General features: G+C 43.8%; 20 protein-coding genes and 2 tRNA genes. 15 read left to right on the forward strand and 7 right to left on the reverse strand.

Annotation, left to right across the window (positions count from 1 at the left end; genetic code table 11):
- Positions 1-163: 163 nt before the first annotated feature.
- From J8M00_RS21605 to folX, 6 genes are all read left to right on the forward strand, one after another.
- Complete coding sequence (locus J8M00_RS21605) at positions 164-3,433, forward strand: ATP-binding protein (protein WP_247687507.1); 3,270 nt, start codon at positions 164-166, stop codon at positions 3,431-3,433.
- A gap of 99 nt (positions 3,434-3,532) precedes the next feature.
- On the forward strand, positions 3,533-4,150 hold the full coding sequence (locus J8M00_RS21610; RefSeq protein ID WP_211012548.1) for a YceH family protein: 618 nt from the start codon (positions 3,533-3,535) through the stop codon (positions 4,148-4,150).
- A gap of 89 nt (positions 4,151-4,239) precedes the next feature.
- Positions 4,240-5,070: an ammonia-dependent NAD(+) synthetase gene (gene nadE / locus J8M00_RS21615; protein WP_211012549.1), complete on the forward strand. Its 831-nt coding sequence runs from the start codon at positions 4,240-4,242 to the stop codon at positions 5,068-5,070.
- A gap of 245 nt (positions 5,071-5,315) precedes the next feature.
- Complete coding sequence (folM, locus tag J8M00_RS21620; RefSeq protein ID WP_211012550.1) at positions 5,316-6,023, forward strand: dihydromonapterin reductase; 708 nt, start codon at positions 5,316-5,318, stop codon at positions 6,021-6,023.
- Between the two features lie 55 nt (positions 6,024-6,078).
- Positions 6,079-6,636 (forward strand): GTP cyclohydrolase I FolE, encoded by a 558-nt coding sequence (gene folE, locus J8M00_RS21625; protein ID WP_023399034.1) that lies wholly within the window; start codon positions 6,079-6,081, stop codon positions 6,634-6,636.
- 20 nt (positions 6,637-6,656) lie between these two features.
- A complete protein-coding gene (gene folX / locus J8M00_RS21630; protein WP_211012639.1) occupies positions 6,657-7,031 on the forward strand; it encodes a dihydroneopterin triphosphate 2'-epimerase in 375 nt (124 codons plus the stop codon).
- A 42-nt stretch (positions 7,032-7,073) separates the two neighbouring features.
- Here folX and J8M00_RS21635 read toward each other — a convergent pair whose 3' ends face one another.
- The gene (locus J8M00_RS21635) at positions 7,074-7,499 is read right to left on the reverse strand and encodes a YqaA family protein (protein ID WP_211012551.1); all 426 of its coding nucleotides are present in this window, start codon (positions 7,497-7,499) and stop codon (positions 7,074-7,076) included.
- 101 nt (positions 7,500-7,600) lie between these two features.
- On the opposite strand from J8M00_RS21635, the gene J8M00_RS21640 reads away from it, so the two are divergent.
- Complete coding sequence (locus tag J8M00_RS21640; protein WP_211012552.1) at positions 7,601-8,110, forward strand: TlpA family protein disulfide reductase; 510 nt, start codon at positions 7,601-7,603, stop codon at positions 8,108-8,110.
- Positions 8,111-8,136: 26 nt separating this feature from the next.
- On the forward strand, positions 8,137-8,568 hold the full coding sequence (locus J8M00_RS21645; protein ID WP_211012640.1) for a DUF2721 domain-containing protein: 432 nt from the start codon (positions 8,137-8,139) through the stop codon (positions 8,566-8,568).
- A gap of 254 nt (positions 8,569-8,822) precedes the next feature.
- On the opposite strand, the gene J8M00_RS21650 is transcribed toward J8M00_RS21645, so the two are convergent.
- Positions 8,823-12,881 carry a S8 family serine peptidase gene (locus J8M00_RS21650; RefSeq protein WP_211012553.1) on the reverse strand — a complete coding sequence of 1,353 codons (4,059 nt, stop codon included), beginning with the start codon at positions 12,879-12,881 and terminating at the stop codon, positions 8,823-8,825.
- Positions 12,882-13,243: 362 nt separating this feature from the next.
- Here J8M00_RS21650 and J8M00_RS21655 point away from each other — a divergent pair, with 362 nt between their 5' ends.
- Positions 13,244-13,693, forward strand: a complete 450-nt coding sequence (locus J8M00_RS21655) for a c-type cytochrome (RefSeq protein WP_211012554.1) — start codon at positions 13,244-13,246, stop codon at positions 13,691-13,693.
- A 60-nt stretch (positions 13,694-13,753) separates the two neighbouring features.
- Here J8M00_RS21655 and J8M00_RS21660 read toward each other — a convergent pair whose 3' ends face one another.
- On the reverse strand, positions 13,754-13,936 hold the full coding sequence (locus tag J8M00_RS21660) for a PA3496 family putative envelope integrity protein (protein ID WP_211012555.1): 183 nt from the start codon (positions 13,934-13,936) through the stop codon (positions 13,754-13,756).
- 354 nt (positions 13,937-14,290) lie between these two features.
- Here J8M00_RS21660 and J8M00_RS21665 point away from each other — a divergent pair, with 354 nt between their 5' ends.
- The gene (locus J8M00_RS21665) at positions 14,291-15,079 is read left to right on the forward strand and encodes a DUF2884 family protein (protein ID WP_211012556.1); all 789 of its coding nucleotides are present in this window, start codon (positions 14,291-14,293) and stop codon (positions 15,077-15,079) included.
- Between the two features lie 35 nt (positions 15,080-15,114).
- Here the strand turns inward: J8M00_RS21665 and J8M00_RS21670 are convergent, their stop codons facing one another.
- Positions 15,115-16,551 carry a PLP-dependent aminotransferase family protein gene (locus tag J8M00_RS21670; RefSeq protein WP_432652288.1) on the reverse strand — a complete coding sequence of 479 codons (1,437 nt, stop codon included), beginning with the start codon at positions 16,549-16,551 and terminating at the stop codon, positions 15,115-15,117.
- Positions 16,552-16,670: 119 nt separating this feature from the next.
- On the opposite strand from J8M00_RS21670, the gene J8M00_RS21675 reads away from it, so the two are divergent.
- On the forward strand, positions 16,671-17,594 hold the full coding sequence (locus tag J8M00_RS21675; protein WP_211012557.1) for a DMT family transporter: 924 nt from the start codon (positions 16,671-16,673) through the stop codon (positions 17,592-17,594).
- On the opposite strand, the gene J8M00_RS21680 is transcribed toward J8M00_RS21675, so the two are convergent.
- A complete protein-coding gene (locus tag J8M00_RS21680; protein WP_348772564.1) occupies positions 17,572-18,444 on the reverse strand; it encodes a diacylglycerol/lipid kinase family protein in 873 nt (290 codons plus the stop codon). The two genes, J8M00_RS21675 and J8M00_RS21680, sit on opposite strands and share 23 nt — an antisense overlap.
- Before the next feature lie 253 nt (positions 18,445-18,697).
- Between J8M00_RS21680 and J8M00_RS21685 the strand changes: the two genes are divergently transcribed.
- The 4 genes from J8M00_RS21685 to J8M00_RS21700 all read left to right on the forward strand — a co-directional run bounded on the left by J8M00_RS21685 (position 18,698) and on the right by J8M00_RS21700 (position 20,183).
- Positions 18,698-18,847, forward strand: a complete 150-nt coding sequence (locus J8M00_RS21685; RefSeq protein WP_211012559.1) for a hypothetical protein — start codon at positions 18,698-18,700, stop codon at positions 18,845-18,847.
- A 199-nt stretch (positions 18,848-19,046) separates the two neighbouring features.
- Positions 19,047-19,137: transfer RNA gene (locus tag J8M00_RS21690), tRNA-Ser, on the forward strand.
- A gap of 18 nt (positions 19,138-19,155) precedes the next feature.
- Positions 19,156-19,248, forward strand: a tRNA-Ser gene (locus J8M00_RS21695).
- 167 nt (positions 19,249-19,415) lie between these two features.
- Positions 19,416-20,183, forward strand: coding sequence for an MBL fold metallo-hydrolase (locus tag J8M00_RS21700; protein ID WP_211012560.1), 768 nt, complete (start codon positions 19,416-19,418; stop codon positions 20,181-20,183).
- Here the strand turns inward: J8M00_RS21700 and J8M00_RS21705 are convergent.
- Both J8M00_RS21705 and J8M00_RS21710 read right to left on the reverse strand, forming a co-directional pair.
- Positions 20,176-21,288 carry an aminotransferase class V-fold PLP-dependent enzyme gene (locus J8M00_RS21705; RefSeq protein WP_211012561.1) on the reverse strand — a complete coding sequence of 371 codons (1,113 nt, stop codon included), beginning with the start codon at positions 21,286-21,288 and terminating at the stop codon, positions 20,176-20,178. The genes J8M00_RS21700 and J8M00_RS21705 overlap by 8 nt on opposite strands.
- Positions 21,278-22,471: a PrnB family protein gene (locus tag J8M00_RS21710; RefSeq protein ID WP_211012562.1), complete on the reverse strand. Its 1,194-nt coding sequence runs from the start codon at positions 22,469-22,471 to the stop codon at positions 21,278-21,280. The genes J8M00_RS21705 and J8M00_RS21710 overlap by 11 nt, the downstream gene beginning before the upstream one ends.
- Positions 22,472-22,502: the final 31 nt, after the last annotated feature.

The following is a 22,502-nucleotide window of genomic DNA, read 5'->3' on the forward strand; positions in this document are numbered from 1 at the left end:
TTTTTTTGCAATTTATTTAAGCTTGGTTTAAACAAGGTTTGATTTGGCGACTTTTAGGCAAGACAACTATAGTTAAATAATTCATGGAACCGACAGATAAAACATGCAAACTGAGAATGTTGTGCCGCCAAGGAAAGCAATATTATCCAAGCTTGGAGTGTTAATGCTACTGACGGTGATCATCGCCACGGGTTGGTATGTTGACCGTGTTAACCATAAGCACCTCATAGAAGTACAAAAAAACCGTACTTATGAACAAGTCAATGTCTACCGTACCCGCATAGAGGGGCAGCTTGCAGCTAATATTCAATTAGTGCGTGGGCTTGCAATTGCTCTTGCCAATGAAGAGCAACTCAGCCAACAAAAATTTTCAAATATAGCATCCCCTTTATTCGAGTCGGATGACATACTGCGCAATTTGGGCGCAGCACCGGATATGATCTTACAGTTTGTCTATCCACTCGAGGGCAATGAAAAAGCAATCGGGTTAAACTACCGCACTCACCCTACTCAACGAATTGAAGCGCTAAAAGCTCAGGAAACCAGAGAAATCGTATTAGCAGGCCCCCTTCAGCTTGTCCAAGGCGGAGAAGCGTTAATAGCACGGGTGCCCGTTTTTAATTCCGAGGATCAGTTTTGGGGGCTACTCTCAGTGGTCATTGATATGCAAAAATTGTATCAAAGCGCCCGACTAAATGAACTGGAAGACAACTACCAAATTGCCATTCGTGGACAACACGCTCGTGGAGAACAAGGAGCCTATTTTTATGGCTCAAGTGATATCCAACACCTCAATCCACTATCCTTTGAGATAAATGTGCCTTCTGGCTCTTGGTTGCTCTATGCTGCACCAAGGTTTGGTTGGTCAGGAGAGGATTCTGCACTGTGGCCGTTTCGACTGGCATTGCTCACTATCGTGATAATATTTGTTGTCGCTTTTATCTTTTTTACGCGCTTGCTAAAACAGCTTGAAGATCAAGCCAACTCCTTAACCAGTATGGGATCTTTAGCTGAAGTTGGAGCATGGGCTGTGGAATTGAGTAACCATCACATCAACTGGTCCACAGTGACCAAGCAAATTTTTAATGTACCAACACATTACCAACCCTCGTGGATGGGCAGTACTGAGTTTTTTAAAGAGGGTGCACAGCGTAAGAAGTTTCAAGATGCCATGAGTACAGCCATTAAGAAGGGTCAGGGTTTCCAAGGAGAGTTTTTAGTAGTTCCTAAAGATAAACCTCCTTGCTGGGTACTTATCAAAGCACAAACTAAAACTTCGGGTCGCAAAACACTCGAAGTATACGGTTCAATTCAAAATATCCATCAGCGTAAAACCATGGAAGTCGAGCATGAAAAAGTCGCCAAAAACAATGAGCTCTTGGCCCAGCTCAGCACTCATGAAGCTATATTAAACAACCACTTAGATAGAGCGCAAGAATTGTGTATTGACACAATCTGCCAGGGTGTCAACGCATCCCGAGCCAGCATCTGGCTATTCAGTGAGGAGCAAACTCACCTCTACCCGGTCTGTTTTAGTAATACTAAAAAAGACAGCTTACAGCACTACCCTCCATGGCGAAAAACCTCTCAGGCTGCGCTGTTTAGTGCTCTGGCCGATAAAAATATCATCGAAGCGTGGGCGGCAAAAAGCCACCCTGTAACCCGAGTGATCAATGAGCAATATCTCTCGCCATTTGAAATAGATGCAATTGTATTTGTGCCCATATTTTTTAAAGACACGCTATACGGCACGTTAACAGCGGAGTTTACTACCGCATATCCACAATGGACCCAAAGTGATAAACGCTTTTTGAAAGCCATTGCAGCCATGCTGGCAAGCCTGTTTAGTAGTCAACAGCAGCAAAAAGCACAACATAAGGCGATCATGGAAAAAGAATTGGCGGAGCAATCCGCCAAAGTCAAAGCATCCTTTTTGGCCAGCATGAGTCATGAAATTCGTACTCCAATGAATGGCATACTCGGTATGCTGAATATCTTGAGTGGTTCGACCTTAAATGACGGGCAAAGACGCCATTTAACCTTAGCCCAGAGCTCTGCGGAGTCTTTATTAACTATCATCAACGACATTCTCGATTTTTCAAAAATCGAAGCCGGAAAAATGTCAATTGATACGGTGCAATGTGACTTAATTCAGATTATTAGTGACTGCTTTTCAGCCTTTGCCCCTAAAGCCATTGAGCAGCATACCGAACTGTTTCTCGACAGCCGTAATATGCAATATCAATTTGCGAAAACAGATCCACACAGATTAAAACAAGTACTGAACAACTTGATCAGTAATGCCATCAAATTCACTGAAAATGGCAAGATCACCCTAACTTGTTATACCGAGCAAAGTAACCAAAACACGCGATTATGGTGCAGTATCGAAGATACAGGCATTGGGATCAGCAAAGCACAGCTCGACAAAATCTTTGACTCATTTACACAGGCTGATCCCTCCACCACTCGCAAATTTGGCGGTACTGGGCTAGGCCTAACCATCGCCAAACAGCTGTGCGAATTACTTGGCGGGGCGCTGCATGCTTATAGTAAGCTCAGTGTTGGCAGCACTTTTACTTTTTATATTGAACTGCAAGATGCACAGCCCATAAAAGCGTTAGACAGTACCAGTGACTACCTGCTTATAATAGACCAGCACGCTCAAACAGAGCTGAGTGCTCGGCACATGCTCAATGCATGGCGAGTTCCGACAGAGCACTTTTTAACCATTCCTGATGCCCTTGAATTTTGTGAATCACAGTGCAACTCCCATCCCGCGCTTATCGTCACAGCCACAGTATTAAATCACAGTACAGAGTTGGTTTCACAAGCCTTGTTTACGTTTATAAAAAAGCATCAACTCAACTACGCCATTTTATGCCACACACCTGAAGAACTCGATGCATTGCCGCATGCTCACGACTGCAATACCATACTTGCACCACTCACACCTGCCAACGCGCTGGCACTGGTGCAAAAAAGGCCTACTGCCAAATCAGAAAACCAAGATGTGCAGCTCAATTGCTCTGTTTTGTTAGTCGAAGATAACAAAATCAACCAAACTGTGGCACTTAGCTTACTTGCCAAAATAGGCATAAAGGCACAGTGTGCAACCAATGGCCGCCTTGCTATAGAGCATTTACAAAGCCTAGAGCAACCCTATGATGTGATCCTAATGGACTGTCAAATGCCAGAAATGGATGGTTACACAGCCACCCAAGAAATACGCCATGGAAAATGTGGTAAGCAGCATCAAGACACTATAATTATCGCACTCACCGCAAATGCAATGGAAGGCGATGAAGAAAAGTGCCTAGCCGCAGGTATGGACGCCTACTTGAGCAAGCCAATCAATTTTGATTTGTTGACAAAATCACTACAAGAATGGACTGGCTCAACTAGGAAAATATCTTTAAATAGCATAGAGTAAAGCAAATTACTGACACCCTTATTTCGATTTGGCTCCTTGCCACAAAGCCAACAAGCGGTGTCTAAACTTCGTTTACGATACTACTTGAAAAGGGAAACTATGAAGCTCACTAAAATCGAACAACGCTTGATTGGTTGTTTGCTGGAAAAAGAAACCACCACACCGGATCAATATCCTCTTTCTGTAAATGCACTGACCAATGCCTGCAACCAAAAGTCGAATAGAGAGCCCGTACTAGCGCTCACAGAAGCTGAGGTTTTAGATGGTCTGTCAGAACTGAAATCTCAGCGTTTAGTTATGTGTGATGAAGCTTTGTCAGGCCGTGTTTCTAAATATACTCACCGCTTTTGTAATACCGAGTTTAGTAGCCTGCAATTAAATGAGCAGCAGCGAGCTATTGTATGCTTGTTACTTTTACGCGGCCCACAAACGCCAGGTGAGTTACGTACTCGTAGTGGCCGTCTTGCCGAATTTGCCAATGTAACCGAAGTCGAAGAAGCGCTCAATCAATTGCAGCAACAAGAACTGGTGGTGAAATTAGAAAGAGAACCAGGTAAGCGAGAAAGTCGCTATCAGCACCTATTTGGTGACGTGCCAGATCTAGCAGACAACCCCACGGCATCCATTGATGAGCCAGGTGAGCTCAACGCTCTGTTAGAAGAAATCAATCAATTAAAGGCTGAGCTAAAAGCAATCAAACAACATTTGGGGCTTTAAATTGCCTGTGGCAAAAAACATCGTTGCCCCAAGACTGACGGATCTATTAAACTGTTTGTGAAGATTATGAAGAGGCCTGAGGATATTCAATGCGCGAAGCTATAATTGCCGAAATGAAAGTTAAACCTTCTATTAATGTAACCGAAGAGATCACTCGTCGAGTGCAGTTTATCAAACAGCGTTTGCTTTCAGCACACTGCACCAGCCTAGTCCTTGGGATCAGCGGTGGAGTAGATTCTTCCACGTGCGGTCGTCTTTGCCAGCTAGCAGTAGATGAATTGAACCAAGAACAACAAGATAAATCTTATCAATTTATCGCTATGCGTCTTCCCTATGGTGTGCAAGCAGATGAAGACGAGGCACAAATGGCGATGAATTTCATTAAGCCAACTACACGTCTTACCGTCAATATTAAACCTGCCGCCGACGCGATGCATGAGCAAGCTATTCAAGCTATGAAAGATGCAGAATTAGCACTCCCAGCACAAACGCAAATTGATTTTGTCAAAGGTAATGTAAAAGCTAGGCAGCGTATGGTTGCTCAGTATGAAATTGCGGGGCTGAGTGCAGGCTTAGTTGTTGGTACAGACCATAGCGCAGAAAACATCACCGGGTTTTACACCAAGTTCGGTGACGGAGCCTGTGATCTGGCACCACTATTTGGACTGTCTAAACGTCAAGTGCGCTCATTGGCTGCACAGTTAGGCGCACCTGCACAGCTTGTCGAAAAAGTGCCAACGGCTGATCTTGAATGTGATCGCCCCGGCTTGGCCGACGAAGCTGCGCTCGGCTTAAGTTACGATAATATTGATGACTTTTTAGAGGGTAAACCAGTTTCACAGGAGGTTGAAGAAAGACTGATTGCGATTTATCAACGCACTCAGCACAAGCGTCAGCCTATTCCCACCGTATATGACTAAACCCTAGTCTAATAAATCCTATTGGGTGCGCTTAGCACCCAACGCTATTTTTATTCCAGCCGCCACTATTTAACAAAATAGTTACACATCTGTGTACAGCCAATAAAAACTCATGCTAAGTTAGTGATCATAAAGGTAACTTATCCCGTATTATCTATTATGTGTATCAGCTGGTGGCACTTGACCCATTCAACCTCAAATTTGAATTTGAATGTACCACAAGATACTAATTTTAAAGGAAACCAATGGAAGCCCCTATTTTAATCACAGGTGGAGCACAGCGTATTGGGCTTGCACTCGCTCGGCACTTCATCGCAGCTAACGTACCACTCATAGTCACCTATCGAACGCGCCACAATTCGGTGGAAGAATTAGCTGCACAAGGCGTGAAGTGTATACAAGTTGACTTCAACGAACCAAACGCCATCGATACACTTGTTCATCAAGTCAGTGAGTATACGCCAGCGTTGCGCGCCATAGTGCATAATGCTTCGAGTTGGGATTGTGAAAAACTCAATCCGAATCACGATGCCCTGTTTGATGATATGATGCGCATACACGCCAAAGTACCCTACTTGCTCAATATGGCGCTGGCCCCGCTACTACAAGCATCACAAGAAGTGACTGACATAATTCATATTACGGATTATGTCGCGGAAAAAGGCAGTCCCAAACACATTGCATACGCTGCCAGCAAAGCTGCCTTAGACAATTTAAGTCGCTCTTTTGCAGCCAAATATGCGCCTGACATTAAGGTCAATTCAGTGTCGCCATCACTTATTATTTTTAATGAGCACGACGATGAAGCTTATAAAGCCAAAACCCTTAAAAAGTCGCTCATGGGCATAGAGCCCGGTTGCAAAGAAGTCATTGCAAGTATTGAGCTCTTACTCAACAGCAACTATATAACAGGTAGAACACTCGCCGTTGATGGTGGCAGGCATTTAAAGTAAGTTTGGGTTTGATGCATTGATTTAAGCCCAAGCACAAATTTTGTGAGTTATTATTATGCATGAAGAATTAAAGAACAGTTACACAGAGATCATTAACGCCGTTGGTGAAGACGCAGACAGAGAAGGGCTGTTAGACACGCCTAAGCGTGCGGCCAAAGCGATGGAGTACTTAACTCAAGGTTATCGACAAACTTTAGATGAGATAACCAATAATGCGGTGTTCTCATCTGATGCTGACGATATGGTATTGATCCAAGACATCGAATTGTACTCAATGTGTGAACATCATCTGCTCCCTTTTGTTGGCCGTTGCCACATTGCTTACATTCCCAATGGCAAAGTGTTAGGCTTATCTAAATTTGCTCGAATTGTCGACATGTATGCACGCCGCTTTCAAATTCAGGAGCAATTGACTCATCAAATTGCCAAAGCTGTTGAAGAAGTGACGGGTGCACGAGGTGTTGGTGTGATTGTCGAAGCAAAACATATGTGCATGATGATGCGTGGCGTAGAAAAGCAAAACTCGAAAATGCGCACCTCAGTCATGTTAGGTAACTTCAGAGAGGATGCAAAAACTCGCAATGAGTTTTTACAACTCGTCAAACACGACTAAATTGCAAGGACATGCCAATGATGCATAATGCGATTATCAATATCACCAACCTGAGGCTGCGAACCTTCATCGGGTTCAATGACGAAGAGCGCGAAAAAAAACAAGACGTGGTTATCAATATTGAGATCCACTACCCCGCTGACACTGAATGTGTTCAGTTAGACGAAGTTGATCATGCGCTTAATTATAAAACGATTACCAAATCGGTAATTAAACTCGTTGAGAATGGACACTTTTTACTGTTAGAAAAATTAGTCGCAGATATATTATCGGAGTGTCACCAGCATCCGGATGTTTCTTTTGCCCGTGTGCGAGTTGATAAACCCCACGCGCTGCGCTTTGCTGACTCTGTATCTTTAACACTAGAATGGCGCAAGGCACGTAACATAGATTAAAAAGCCCGAATGCTCCAGATGGCTGGAGCATTGCCAACAAGCTCAAAACAACTCCATGGCCAACGCTATCACCAAGGCATAGCGAAGCCCTTTTCCAATACTCACCAACAACAAGAATACGCTAAATCTTATTTTAAATACCCCAGCTATTAACGTCAGTGGATCGCCGACAATCGGCAACCACGCAAACAAGAGGCTAAATGTGCCATAGCGTTGAAAATGCGCTTGTGCCCTCGCCATGCTGCTCTGCGATACCGGAAACCAGCGGCGATGGCTAAGCAGCTCAACTTGCGTGCCAAGGTAATAATTCACACAACTTCCGAGCACGTTGCCGATGGTTGCGCTACACCAAAGCAAAAATACATGACCAGATTGCTTAACAACCATACTGGTGAGCAGTAACTCCGATGCCGCAGGTAACAGCGTCGCAGCAATAAATGCGCTGAAAAAAAGACTTAGATAAACCATAATAAAAAGACAAAATGTGTTGGAAATACAGCAATCACAAAGCTTGCTATGTGATTAAAAATACGCGTAAATAGGACCAGCCTACCATAAGGAAATCAACAATGATAAAAAGTCAGCTCACAATCAGTTTTCTCGCCGCCGCATGTCTAACCATAAGCGCATGTGGCACCACTGAATCGACCGCCCCTAACCCGGACTATGAAACCTATATTAGCCCAGGCGACATATTTAAACATCTGACATTTAAAGACATCCATGGTCAGCCTATCGATTTGGCTAATGCTCCAGGCAAAAAGCTTGTCATCTTCTTCGCTACTTGGTGTTCAGACTCACAACGTATGTTTAATGCACTCAACGCTTCTCCTTTAGTCACTGATCACAATCTCACGATTGTCGCAATTGGCCGAGAAGAAACCTCTGAATCACTTGCACAATTTGCTGTTGACTATAATGTCTCTTTTCCCCTCATCACAGATGAACAGCGCAATGTTTACAGCCAATATGCCAATAAAGGGGTGCCTAGACTGATCCTACTTGATGAAAACAACCGAGTCGTTAACACTTTAATTGGTGAAACAGAAAATATAATTGAGCAGGTAAAGTGGAACTAAACTCAGACGTAGTCAGTATCTTAACTATGGCCAAAGTGATCCAAACCGCTGTAGCCCCAGTCTTTCTATTAACAGGGATCGCCGCATTTTTGGGGGTTTTATCTAATCGATTAGCGCGTATTACAGACCGAGCACGTTTACTTGATAGAAAGCTCAATGCCAATCAAGATGACACCCTACATTTTACGCTCACCCAAGAAATGCGCGCTTTGCTAAAGCGCTCTCGCTGCATTCACATCGCTTTTAGCATGAGCGTCCTTAGTGCACTCATGGTGTGTGCAGTGGTCGTCCTACTGTTTATTTCACACCTCTATACGTGGTCACTTGGAATCACGGTTTCAAGCTGCTTCATTGCTGCCATGCTGCTTTTAATTGGGGCTTTTTTAGCATTGCTCGCTGAGGTCATGCTGGCAACACGTAGTATGCGGCGCGGTATGATTTTTAAAGATATAGGGTAAGCGCTCAATTCAGTCCTTTCCCTATTTTCTGGCGGGTTTATATAAGTCTATATAAGTTCCGCTCCCTCCATACAAACTCAGCTATAACTCTCCCTCTCATATAGTGCAGGTGTTGCAGATCCACCATTTCATAGATCTAGGCTACTGCCCGAGAGTTTCAAAAAGTTATCCTGACTAGAAATAAAAAAACACCGGCTCAAAGCCGGTGTTTATTATGTTTGATTAGTTATCAGACCTAGCTGATATCAATCATATTACTTTTGCTTACGGCGACGTAGTGCAGCAAATGGTGCAGCTAGTAGTGTCAACCAAGCTAGTGAACCTGAATCGTCATCGTCGTCACCATTGTCTTCGCTTACATCAATTAAGCGAACTTCAACGCGAACGTCGTCAGAGTATTTACCTGCCGCATCTTTCGCTGTTACGTCGAAGCTGAACTGACGGTCAAATTCGAAGTCTAGGTTACCAGCAACGATTAGCTGACCTTGTTCGTTAATCGTGATTAACGTAGTACCCGCTACCATGAACTCAACAACATCGTTGTCGAAATCAGAGAACGTTAGCTGACCAATTACAGTACCAATTGGGCTATTTTCTTCGATGTTGAAGCTCTGACCTTCTTCGATCATTGGCTTACCTTCGTACTCGTCTTCTTCAACGTTGAATACGACAGTTACCGCTTCAGACTCAAGGCCATCTGCATCAACCGCAGTTACAGTTACTTCGAAAGACTCACCCATGTCAAAGTCAATTTCGCCAGCAACAGTGATGTTACCTTCTGCGTCAATTGCAATTGCATCAGAACCTTCAACTTTGAATGAAGAAACATTGTCGTCTTGGTCCATGAACTCAAGCATACCAACTTCAGTACCTAGGTCTGCGTTTTCTTCAACGTCAAACTCTTGGCCTTCAGCAACATATGGTGCTTTCTCTGAATCTTCGTCAACCGCGTTTAACACGTCAACAATGATATTTGTTGGCTCTGACTTGAAGCCTTTTTCATCGTGTGCAACAACAGTTAGTTCAACTGACATTACGCCTGCATCGTAGTCAAGAGGCTCACCTTCAGCAACAACAACTGAACCGTCTCTGTTTACTGTGATACCTGAGTGTGAACGAGCAACAAGCTCAAACTCAGAAACCTTAGCAGCACCGTCTTGTTCAACGACTTCTAGCTGACCAATTACATGGCCTACTTCTGCATCTTCAGAAACTTCTAAGTCTGCATCAGCAATCATAGGTACCACAACTGCTGGTAGCATATCTGCTGTAATATTCGCTAAGATTTGGTCATCTGACGCTAGTGTGAATGGCTTGTAGCTATCAACAAACGCTGATGCACCCGGTGCTAGAGACTCAACACGGTTACCATCTGCATCAACTAGAGATGCTGGCGCAGTTTCGAATGTAGTGTGACCTGTTAAAGAGTCAGTTACTTCGAAGATACCTGATTGATAGTTACCAATACCCGCTTGCGCTTCGATCATGATCTTGTCGCCAAGGTTAGACGTGTCTAAACCGATTAGGCTAGTACAACCAGAGAATGTAATTGTGTTAGTACCACCTTCGTGGAACATAGCTGACAAGAATCTCCACTGATCTTCACCGTCTACAATTGGACCACTCAATGTACGAGCACGACCGATAACGGCTGCACTACGACCTACATCGTTGTAGTTTTGTAAGAAGAAATCAGGTACACCATCGTAGTTAACATCTAATGTCATACGGTAACCCGCTTGACGGTGCATTGTTAGCTCATCACGTAGTGCCATTGAAGCCGTGAACAATGCGCCAGAAGCACATGAATCGCTACCGTATACGTTGAATGACGTGCTTAGGATATTGAATTGCTTGTCTTCTGCAGATGCTTCTTCACCTACTGCAACCAACTGATCTGTTACAACGTTAAAGGTTGTGAAACCGTTGTTTGTTACTTGAATGCGCTTGTCGCCTTCTTCAAGTACAGATACTTCAACACCTTCATTTGCACGTGGTAATACATGGTAAACCATGTGGATGTCATGATCGCCATCTAGAGATTGGTCATCAAAAATTAGTGCACCGTCTAGCTCAGAAAGAGTCAACGCCGCCGCACGTGCAGTTAGGTCATTTGCACCTTGTGGGTTAGGTAGGCTCCATGCAGGCAGTTTACTTGGGTCAATTGTTAACTCAACTTGGAAAGAAGCAGTTTCACCAGCAGCAACTGTAACTGACGCAGGGAATTTCCAGCTTGTTGCACCTAGATCTGTATCACTTGTGTAGCGATCTTCAGTACGTAAGTTATATGTTTTCGCTTCAGTGTGGAAGTTCTTAACATATACAGTCTTAGTATAAGTTGTTGTTTCTTCTAAGACGTCAAAACCAAATGAAAGTGCAGCTTGAATTGTGTCATAGTCATCATGGTGTACCCATGCAACAGTTTGTGAATCAACTGCCTTCTTAACATCAACAAGACCGGCACCGATTAAGCTGATTGGCGCTAGTTCTGTTTCCGCATTTAGTGATTTTGGCTCCATGAATACATTAAGGTTTGCAGTATTCATTAGTACCGCTTTCACTTGTGCAGCACTTAGCTCAGGACGCGCTTCACGTACTAGTGCAACAGCACCTGCAGTGATTGGGCCAGAGAAAGAAGTACCTGTCGCACCAGCTAGCTGGTCAAGTGTACCTGTTGCAGCAACCTGGATGTTAACACCTGGCGCTGTAATTTCTGGCTTAAGTAGGCCATCCATTGAAGGACCACGAGAAGAGAAATCAGCCACACTGTCAATTGCAACGTGTGATTCAATACCAAAGTTAAACGTTGGTTGGTTACCAGCTGCCAATACCGCTTTAATTGCAGTACCTGTATCTAGAGATACAGAAATAGTTGGTACAGTTACCGCGTCACTTGAACCACCAAGACCTGGCGCACCACCTTCAACATTGTTAGCAATGATAACGTATTTTGCACCTTTAGCTTGGGCATTCAATGCTTTGTCAACAAATGCACATGCACCACGGTCAATCAGTACCGCTTTACCTGTGAAGTCCATGCCTTCAAATGGATTTAACACTTCACCTTCGTTATCTGGATCAGGGATGTTACAACCATTTTGATTTGCTTCAGGGTAAACAAGTTCTGTATCTGTGTTAGTGAATGAGAACGGGTCTTGTGGACCAAAGCTCGCAGTACCTACATCGATACGTTCGCCATTTAAAGTACCAACTGCAAATAGGTCAGGTAGTACAGGGTGACCCATTGCACCTACAGATAGAGCATTTGGAGTCGTGCTTGGACCGCCGATACGGAATGGGTGGTTACCATCGTTACCCGCTGAGATAACAACGTTAGTACCCATTTTAACTGCTTGATGGATTAGGAATTGCGTACCGTCTTCACGATCTGTAGAACCGAACTCACCACCTAGTGACATATTGATTACATCAACGCGGTCGCTGATATCACCGTCACCATTAGGGTCCATTGCCGCTTCTAGTGCACCGAGCTGAGCTGCAAATGGACAACCGCCACCACACACTGAGTAAACGTAAAGTTCAACATCAGGAGCAATACCCGTTACAGAGTGAGATACAGACGTACCATGAGATGTTGGTGCGTCATCTTCAGTTGGGTTAGCTGGATCGTTTTCAATCGGGTCAGCATCGTTACGCATAAAGTCGTAACCGCCAACAACTTGACCTTGTGGCCATGTTACCGCTGCAGGATCTGCCTGTGCTGCGTCATACGCTTCTTGTGTACCCGCGCCGCCAAATACTTTGTGCGTGTAGTCAATACCTGTATCTAGTACAGCCACTTTTTGGCCAGTACCAGTGAAACCTGCAGTGTTAATAGGTGCAGCTTGGATGTAATTGTTTGCATCAGCAACATGTAGCTCATAGTCATATAGAGGTAAGATGCGCGCTACATTGTTATTCTTTTTAATCTTTTCAAGTGCTTCATCTGACGCTTCAACAATCAGTGTAGATGCTAATAGTTTAGTAGAACCAACAACTTTGATGTCTGCATTTAGGCTTGCTAAATCACGTTTAACTGTTGTTTGTAACGTCTCTACAGATGCAACCGTTTGGCGTGCATCACTTACTGAGTAATTACCACGCTCCATTAGGTTTGCAGCAGTTTCTTGCTTTAACACGACTAAGAAAGCTTCAGCTCTGTTTTCTTGCTTTGCAGATAGCTCTACTTTTGCTACTTCTGTGTTAATTGAACGAGTGTTGGTCTCTAATGTCGCAGCACTTACTGATGCTGCTGAAAGAGCACCTGAGACAGCCATAGCTACCGCTGTCGCTTTAAATGAATACTTGGCCATAGTTTCCCCTAGGACTTGTTGTTTAATTTGGTGTTTATTTATATTTAGAGAGTAGAATCATTCATCAATATAATGTGACTACATGGTTAATTGCAATAATGGAAATACAATTAAGTTACATTTTTTGAACTTTAATTTTATTCAACACCGTAACATGTTGTTTTAAAAGAAAAATCAACAATGTGAAGAAAAGTAAACAGATCTAAATTAAATTTACTGTAAATGAGCCACTAATTTGGACCCATAAAGTAAACAGTTTGTTTTCACTTTGTACCGCTTGCTCCACCGTTGAACTCAGAATCTTGCTAAATCCTATTGAAACCCTTAAAAAGGGATAGAATTATTTATTTAAGGGGCAACTTATGAAAAAGTTATTAACACTAGTAACCTTGCTGGCGGGTTTCAGTATGCAAAGTCAAGCCAACACACTATTTAAAGAAAAAGAGGATGCCATTGAGTATCGCAAAGCAGCGTTTCAATTAATTCGCTATCAGATTGGTGATATGGGTGACATGCTTAAAGGTAAAGTGCCATTTGATGCAGAACGTTTCAAACAACGTGCTCACAATGCAGCCCAACTTTCTAATATGCCATGGGAAGCGTTTATCGCGGGCACCGATAAGGGCGATACCAGCGCTTTACCAGAAATATGGAGCGACAGAGCAACATTTGATAAAAAAGCGGCAGACTTCGCAAAGTATGCGCAAGCGCTCGCTACAGCGTCAGAATCTGGAGACAAAAAGGTGATTGCCAAAGCATTTGGCAAGTGGGCGCAAGGCTGTAAAGATTGTCACAAATCATTTAAAGATTAATCGCCAAAATACAGCACATATAAAGAGAGCATGACCGTCGCTCTCTTTCATGCTGTGAAACTACTCATCAAAAAAATCAAATTCATCATCTCCTAAATGTCGCCGCAATCGCTTTTGCTCTAAGTACTCATCTAGCTTTTTTCTGACCTTTTGCCGCTGCTTATTAACATCCTTTTCACTCAGTACGCCAAATTCTTCTTGATATTCGTCATCCAATGGATCATAGGAATATGTTTTACCCATGATAAGCTCCTATTTAACCTTTAGAGATTAACTTTCAATACACGGATGTAGCTGTTTACTACTGTGTGCATAACTGGAAAGGGCGAAAAGACCTCCCCACAGACACATTACGACTTATAAAGTATTTAGCTCGAAATAAGCCTCTTGGACAGTGAATGATTTTTATCGTGACGATTAATAAAACAAATTAAACCAATTTATGAGTAAAATGGCCAAATTTTAGTTTAAAGGTTATTTCTCACTTAACCTCCCATCTCGACAAAAACCATATACACTTGAAAAATAAAGGCTTTAAAAATTGGCATCATACTTGGAGCACACAAAGTGTCATCAACAAAAAATAAGAGCCAAGCCATGAAAACCACTTTAATTACACTTGCAATTTTATCGTCTTCCTCTGTCTATGCGCATAGCGATCACAACTTTTCAATCTCTAGTGATAACTGCCAGTTAGAGTTCAAAAATGATGTCAAAATCACTCCCGAAGAGATCTCAATAACACAAGCCAATAACCAAAATATGATGATCGCTGCAGACGGTACCTTGTCTGTTAATGGGCAAATAATCACAGTGACACCGCAGCAACGCCAAGCGCTCTCTTTTTATGCAGAAACATTGCGGGCTGAATTACCAAAAGTCGCCGAAGTCGCGACACAAGCGGTCGATCTGGCCGAGGTTGCTTTAAATGAAGTTGCCACAACATTCAATTTAAACAGCTTTGATGACCTATCAGAGATCCTCGATGAACTAAATGTGGAAGTACAAAATACCTTTTACCAAGAGGGTACTTTTGTCATGGGTGAGCAAACCATGGCTGAATTTGGCGAACAATTCGAGCATCAATTTGAATCCCGTGTTGAAAGCGCAGTGAAAAGTGCCATGTTTGAGTCAATCGGTACACTGCTCATTTCACTGGGCTCAGAAATGAAAAACGCGGACGGTGACATCAGTGTCTTTGAGCAACGCATGGAACAATTAGGTGCTAATTTTGAACACCGAATAAATGCGCAAGCAGAACAACTTGAAGCAAGTGCAGACTCACTATGTGATCAGTTTGCACAGATAGCCCAGCAAGAAGCTCATCTAGCACAGTCAATGCCGACGCTGTCTGGGTACGCATTGATGCACACCAAATCCCAATAAGTAAGATAGCACTCCAACCAATGAGTGGGCGCTGTTTAAGGCCCCCTCTTCTTTTCGCTCAGTACTTGTACCAGCTCTCCCAATCGCTTTAAGCTCGCTTCATGTTTGTCCTGCCAAGGCAGTCCATAACTCAGTCGTATACAATTTTGAAACCGCTCAGACGCACTAAACAACTGTCCGGGCGTTAAACTGATCCCTTGGGCCATTGCCATATTGAACAATGTACCACCATCTATACTCGCACCCAGCTCCAACCAGACAACACATCCGCCACGCGGATCGCTGATCCGTGTCTCAATTGGAAAAGCACTGCGAATACAGGCCAGCATTTTTTGTTTGTTTTCCTGTAACCGCAGTCGCAACTTTTTGAGATGGCGATCATAAGCGCCCGAAGCTAAATACTCGGCCAATACCCATTGATTGATCAGCGATGAAGAGCAGCTCAGCGCCCGTTTATATCGACGTGCTCTGGCGGCATGTCCTGGTGCCAACATCCACCCAACTCGATAACTCGGGGCCGCTGTTTTAGAAAATGAGTCACAGGTGATCACTTGCCCCGGTTGAGCGTAATACTGAGCAGGCTTGCCACGGTGCTTGGTAAAATACAAATCGCCATATACATCATCCTCGATGAGCGTGACGTTATTTTCAACCAACATTTGTAACAAGCTTTGACGGCGGCTGTCCGGCATAAAGCTACCAATCGGATTATTAATGCTCGTTGAGCACACGCATGCTTTTACGTCGTGCTTGGTCAGCGCATGTGCTAAATCTTCCAGCCATAATCCATCATCAGGACACACTGGAATTTCAATTGCTTGTAGTCCAAGGTTTTCAATTAGTTCTATGATGCCAAAATAGCCAGGAGACTCAATTGCAACGACGTCTCCGGGTTGCGTCACGCACTGCAACGCAATCGCCAGTGCTTCTTGGGCACCATTAGTGATAACAATATCATCAGCGACTACAGATAATCCCATGTGCAAATAACGTTGCACTATCTGTTGCTTTAACTTCAAAAGCCCATCCATAGCGCCATACTGCAGCAGTTGCTCACCTGCTTGTTTTAAGGCGCTGCGCATCATTTTTGCCAATATAGCTTCATCTCCCATCGCTGTCACCGGGTTAGCAATGCCAAATTTCGCCTCGTGTGGCGCGTGTATCCCTTCATATACCTGCTCAATTAAAGACTGCTTGTTGACCTGAGTCGGGTTAATGGGCAACTTGCAGCGCCTTGGCAAGGTATTTTGCTCACCGTTAAATAAAAAGTAGCCGGACTTTTCCTTCGAATAGATTCTCCCTTGCCCTTCAAGATGATAATAGGCTTGTTTAACTGTCGGGATACTGACTGACAGTTGCTGCGCGAGCTTTCGCAACGAAGGAAGTTTATCTCCTGGCTTGAGCACTTGCTGAGAGATCATGTCATTGATCACTTCAATGACTTGTTGATAAAGGAATTGACTGCTTTGCACGCGATTACTCCACCATCAATCTGTATAGGTTAAAAATGACTTTTTCTGTATCTATTATACACAGATTATCCGAGTAAACTGCTCCTTGTCGCAATAATCCAATTACACCAGGACCAACAATGAGAGATTGGCTGTTATATATCATTACCGTTCTTATTTGGGGCTCAACTTGGCTGGCCATTGAATTCCAGCTAGGTCAAGTCAACGAAGTTGTATCACTCTTTTATCGCTTTGCTATTTCCGCACTTTGTATGTGGGGCTTTGTTGTTTGGCGACAGCTTCCCATGCGGTTTAAGCTCGTTGATCACGGTTTTTTCATACTTTTGGCCATAGGTAACTTTGGGCTCAATTACCTACTTCTTTACTGGGCACAAGGCAGTTTATCCTCAGCGATGGCATCTATCGCCTTCTCCTTTATGCTGATCTTAAACATGATCAATACTCGCCTATTTTTTGCCAAACCAATTGCCTTTAAAAGCTATATTGGCGCGGCTTTGGGTGTAGCTGGGATCGTCAGTTTGTTTTGGGATGAATTAGGGACTGCCGATTTATCTTCGAATACCTTGGTTGGCCTAGCATTGGCACTGGCAGGAACCTTTGTCGCATCATTGGGAAATATGGTCAGTATCCGCAACTCAAATCGTGCCATTGGCGTATTAGAGGGCAACGCTTGGGGCATGCTGTACAGCAGTGTGCTGCTTGGCGCATATATTGCTTTCAGCCCACTGTCATTTGTGGCACAGGCCGACACCAGTTACTGGCTCTCTCTGCTTTACCTTTCTGTTTTTGGCACTGTGATTGCGTTTGCATGTTACTTTTCTCTACTAAAAAATATTGGTCCAGAGCGCGCCAGCTATATCATCGTATTATTTCCGATTGTGGCAGTAGTACTCAGCACGCTTTTTGAAGGCTTTACTTGGCAGGTCAATACTTTTATTGGCTTTGGTCTTATTTGCGCAGGCAATTTACTCGTGCTTGCCCCCAAGAAACTACTCAACAAGTACAGCTCTGTGTTGCAAACTAAACAGGCCCATTCAAACTAGGCACCTTTAATCGCAGTGACGCCGCATTGCACTTTACCAACGCTGGCGTTGTTGCGATTAAATCCCCATCGGCTTCAACACATATGTTTGAAGAAGTTATTTTGAAACTACTTCCACTGTGCACCTTTACCCACGATAATTTGGTATGCAAACCAAATAACATCAGCGCAAAACTCAGCAAACGTTTGTGCCAAGCAACATTCGGAATAGTAACCATCTGCAGCTGTCCATCGCTCACCTCAGCCGATGGCGCCGGTGTTAATCCCGCGGCAAAATGACGACCATTGGCAAATAGGCTCATCAAAACGCGCTGCTCAACACCGTCGACTGAAACAGTGACCCCCTTGTAAAAAAATAACTTGGCTATTCCTGTAAATGTATAGCTAAGCGCGCCAAAACGCTTTTTCCCGGCCATCGCGGACACCACTTCAGCGCTAAAGCCAACACCCGCCATGTTGATAAAATACCGCCGGTCTACTTGACCTACATCTACACGACAAGTGGTATCAGCAAAAACGGCAGCGCGCCACTGCTCCATTGAATAGCCAAATTGTCGCGCGAAATCATTACCCGTTCCGCAAGGTAATAAAGCCACACTCTTTTTTGCATCAACCAAAACACTTTCTTTTACACATAACATAGCGTTGATGGCTAGGTTTAACGTGCCATCACCACCCAAGACCGTCACTTGGTGCTGCTGTTTTATTAAACACATTAGCTGCGCTAAATCACGCTCAAAACAGCCACATGTTGCATACCATTGTAATTTGATCTGGCGCTCAATCGCGTTTTTTTCTAACCACGCCTTATGTGCCAACATTTTTTTTCCGCTCTGCGGGTTGTACACCACCAACAACTTAAAACCCCCAAATATTTTTATCTGAATAACTATTCAACAGAACAAATATAAATCACAAGATACAGTAAAGGCGACAATAAACCATTGAATAAATATTCATTAGATTATATAAAAAGCACAGCAAAAAAAATAATCATTAGTTTTTCTAATGTGTCACAGGTAATTTTTATCGTTTTAATTTTAATCGCCTTGAATGCAAAATAACCAAGCAAATTAACCGACAGTCAATTATTTGGAGTACGATATGCTTAATTCAGCTGCTGCGTGCAGCAACACGCAAACCACCCATGAACCAATCCACACTATTGCACAAAAACCACAAATTCAGTGGATGGCTTGGTTAAGTAAAATCGGGCGATCACTGAATCTTAGTGCCGTGGTTATGCATAAGTAAATCTGTACTCATGTACGCTTGATGGCCAGTTCAGTGCGGCCATCAACTGTTTTTCCCGTCTACATTTTAAACACACCCTATCAAAAAGTATAAATTTCAGGCAAACAATTCAATAACTTCGCTTTTTTGACTATTTTTTCAGCAAACGATTAAAAAACTATTTACAGCACCCAATTCGATAAGTATTATCTGTGCCCATGGAGAGATGGCTGAGTGGTTGAAAGCACCGGTCTTGAAAACCGGCATACGTTAATAGCGTATCTAGGGTTCAAATCCCTATCTCTCCGCCATTTTTAAAGTTTTGCGCCGGAGAGGTGGCCGAGTGGCTGAAGGCGCTCCCCTGCTAAGGGAGTATAGGGTTTGTAGCCCTATCGAGGGTTCGAATCCCTCCCCCTCCGCCATTATCTTGTAAAGAAACCGTCCATTGGACGGTTTTTTTATGTCTGAAATTTACATTCAACTTCTTTTAAGCCCCCACCCCTTAATTTCGCATTGAATACTTTTTCACTTCACAAACTGGTCAGATGTGTTAAGAATATAGTCATGTCTTTTTAAACTTTAATCACCCATGCAAATTCATTTTATCGAAGGGTACATTCAACAAATTTACTTAGTCGAGTACCCCGACAAGTTATTGTTACTCGACGGATGTACACGCGCAGATGTTGATATTGTCTGTCATTTTATTTGCAAGGAGTTGTCGCGCCCGATCACCGATCTCAAACTCATTATTGTGACGCATATGCACCCAGATCATGCAGGAGGGGCACACTTGCTCAGAACCCGCAGTGGCGCAAAAATAGCAACTGCCAAAGTAGCTGGTCACTGGTATAGCGGACTCGATGGCATTTTAATGCATTGGTCCGATATGATTCTGGCATTGTGGGTTGCCGGAAGAAAAAAGAAAGCACGAAAGAATCTTTGGTATTCGAGAAAATTAGATGCAGACTACTATTTAGCAGATCAAGAGCGACTACCTGACTTTAATGAATGGCAAGCTATATACACACAAGGCCACACAGACAGAGATCTTTCTATATACCACGAGACTACGCAGCGACTTTACGTAGCCGATCTTTTTGTTAAAGTCAGAGGCCAGTTTATACCGCCCTACCCAATTTTTTACCCCAATCGTTATCGCAGATCACTACAAAGGATCCGTAAGCTGAAACCGGCATCGATCATTTTGGCACACCAAGGTGAGATCCCATTTACTGATATTGACTTTGATCGCTTAGATCAACTTGCGCCCCAGATACCTGTCACACATTGGCGCTCAGTCAAAGCGAAGACCAAAAAAGCCCTTGGCCTTCACCAATCTTTGCCACCTAAATAACGGATTTAATGACAGCGATGAAACGTTCAATGTCCGTTTTGTCGTTGTACACATGCGGTGATATACGCAGCCCATAACGACGTGTATCCACCGCGATGCCTTGCTGAGATAACTGATGTAAACACTCTTGCATATCATCAGGCACATTAACAATCGCGGTACCAGAGCAGCGCTTTTCAAACTGCGGCGATGAAATACACTCAGGTGGCAGTGCTTGCCAAATACGCTCTAGTAAAGCTAAGTTGTGATGACGAATATTTTCAATGCCAAATTGACACAATGTATCAATGCTATGTGCAGCCATCACGTAAGGAGCGACCGAAGGCGTCCCACCCCAAAAACGTAATGCGGTGTCGTGAGCGGCAAAATGATGAATATCAAATTCAAACGGATCTTGATGAGAAAACCACCCGACATCTTTTGGGGCGGAGTCAGCCAGTGACGCCGGAGAGACCCATAGAAAACCAGCTCCAGGTCCCCCACACAGCCACTTAACACATGAGCCCAGCACACAATCGGCCTGCCACGCAGCTAAATCTATTGCCAAAATCCCCGCAGATTGTGCAATATCGACAATCACCTTACATTGGTGCTGTTTTGCCAGTGATACGATCTCAGCAACAGGAGCTTGATGTCCCGTATTTGAGTAAACGTGACTGACAAAAACCAAATCGAAATGTGCCGTTAAATGCGACTGCCAAGTCGACATTGCACTCACATCTTCGCCAGCAGGAATAAAGCACAACTCAACATCTTCAAGTGCCTGCTGTAAAACAAACCCCATACTTGGAAAATCATCTTCACTGAGTAAGACTCGAATGCGACGACCGCGCAGCGACGGCATACTCATTAACCACTTGGTCAAGCCACTCGACAAGTTTGTTTGTGGACAAAAATTGTCGGCGTGACCATTGAGCAGTTTGGCCAGTGCTTGGTTAAATTGCATAATGCCATCTAGCCACTGTGCCCAGGGCTCACGATTCTGCACCTGCCACGGCTGCATAAACTGACTGTGAAAGTGTTCAGGTGCACTCTTTAGCATACGCCCGACCGAATGACTCAACAAGTATGTTCCCTGCGGCATAAAAAAGTGATCAGCTTGCATCTGGCACCTCACTCGACACTAAGGTTTTACGCAGGGCTTGTAAATCATCATAGCGGGTATCAAGATCTGTGCGCTTTGCACCAGCCCGCTTGTCTCTCAGCGTTTCAAGCTGGGCCAGCAATACCTGTAATGGTGGCCCACTGGCAGTAACTTTGTCTAAATGCTGGTTAGCCAGCGCTTTCGCTGGACCGCAAATATATTTTTCAACTAATTGATTATGATGCTGAATTGCCGTATCACCATGTAATTTGCACGCTTGTAAAAATACTTTTAACGCCGCTTGATACCAAGGCTCCTTGCACTGTGCCTGTGCCGCTAAAAAAGCATCCAATAAGTTGGGTAATCGCATACACTCTTTCAAAGTAGCCTGATCTTCCGGCATCATGTACAACAGCTTTTCAACGAGGATCTGAGCATAATCGACATCATTCGCCTGACATAGACCCAGCATCATATCAATCACGTTGATCCCGGCAAAATCCCCGGCATTGGCTCCACGATAAACTTCTTTGCCAACTCGGTATGGTTTGTAATAAGGCCTGACAACATAAAAGAAAGACTCGGTATCCAATTGCTTAAACAGTGCTTGGTTCGAATTGATAACATCGACCAGTGCGCGTTTAACTTCCTCTAACAAGACTGGCGCCATTGGGTGTGAAATACCCAGAGGCTGAACTTTTAATAGCGCTTCTGCGGCCCGCTTGTAGGCTAAAATCCCACGTGTGTTGTAGTCTATAAACAGCTTTTCAGCCGGATCGCTGGTAAAGCGCTTATACGTCCCATTAATTGCAGTATTGTGTGTTGTTAAATGCGCAGTTGCAAACCTAGGCGTTACACCTATTGATGAACCAATATGCATTGCTAGTGCAGAAGCAGCCTTTAATGGAGAATGTCGCTCTCTACTTGGCTCAGTCAACTCATGTCGACGACATGCTGCCATATACAAGCCAACATTACCGAGTAAGTCAAACGCATTATCGAACCCCTCATCGGTATTACCCTCAGCGAGTAACGCCTCAATAAAGTGCTGCCCCTGCAACAATAATTGCTGCTTTATCTCATCACCGACCCCTTCGACGTTGGCCGGATCAGCTTGTTCACGATAGATTGCCTCTAATTTATCGTTGAGCATGACAAACTCATTTCTTATCCAGAGGTCAAATTCTTGTGTTCGCTGTGTCATTGTAAAAATCCTGAAAAATGCATCATTGTCA

Origin of the sequence: Pseudoalteromonas luteoviolacea (assembly GCF_018100925.1) — a bacterium.
GTDB lineage: Bacteria > Pseudomonadota > Gammaproteobacteria > Enterobacterales > Alteromonadaceae > Pseudoalteromonas > Pseudoalteromonas obscura.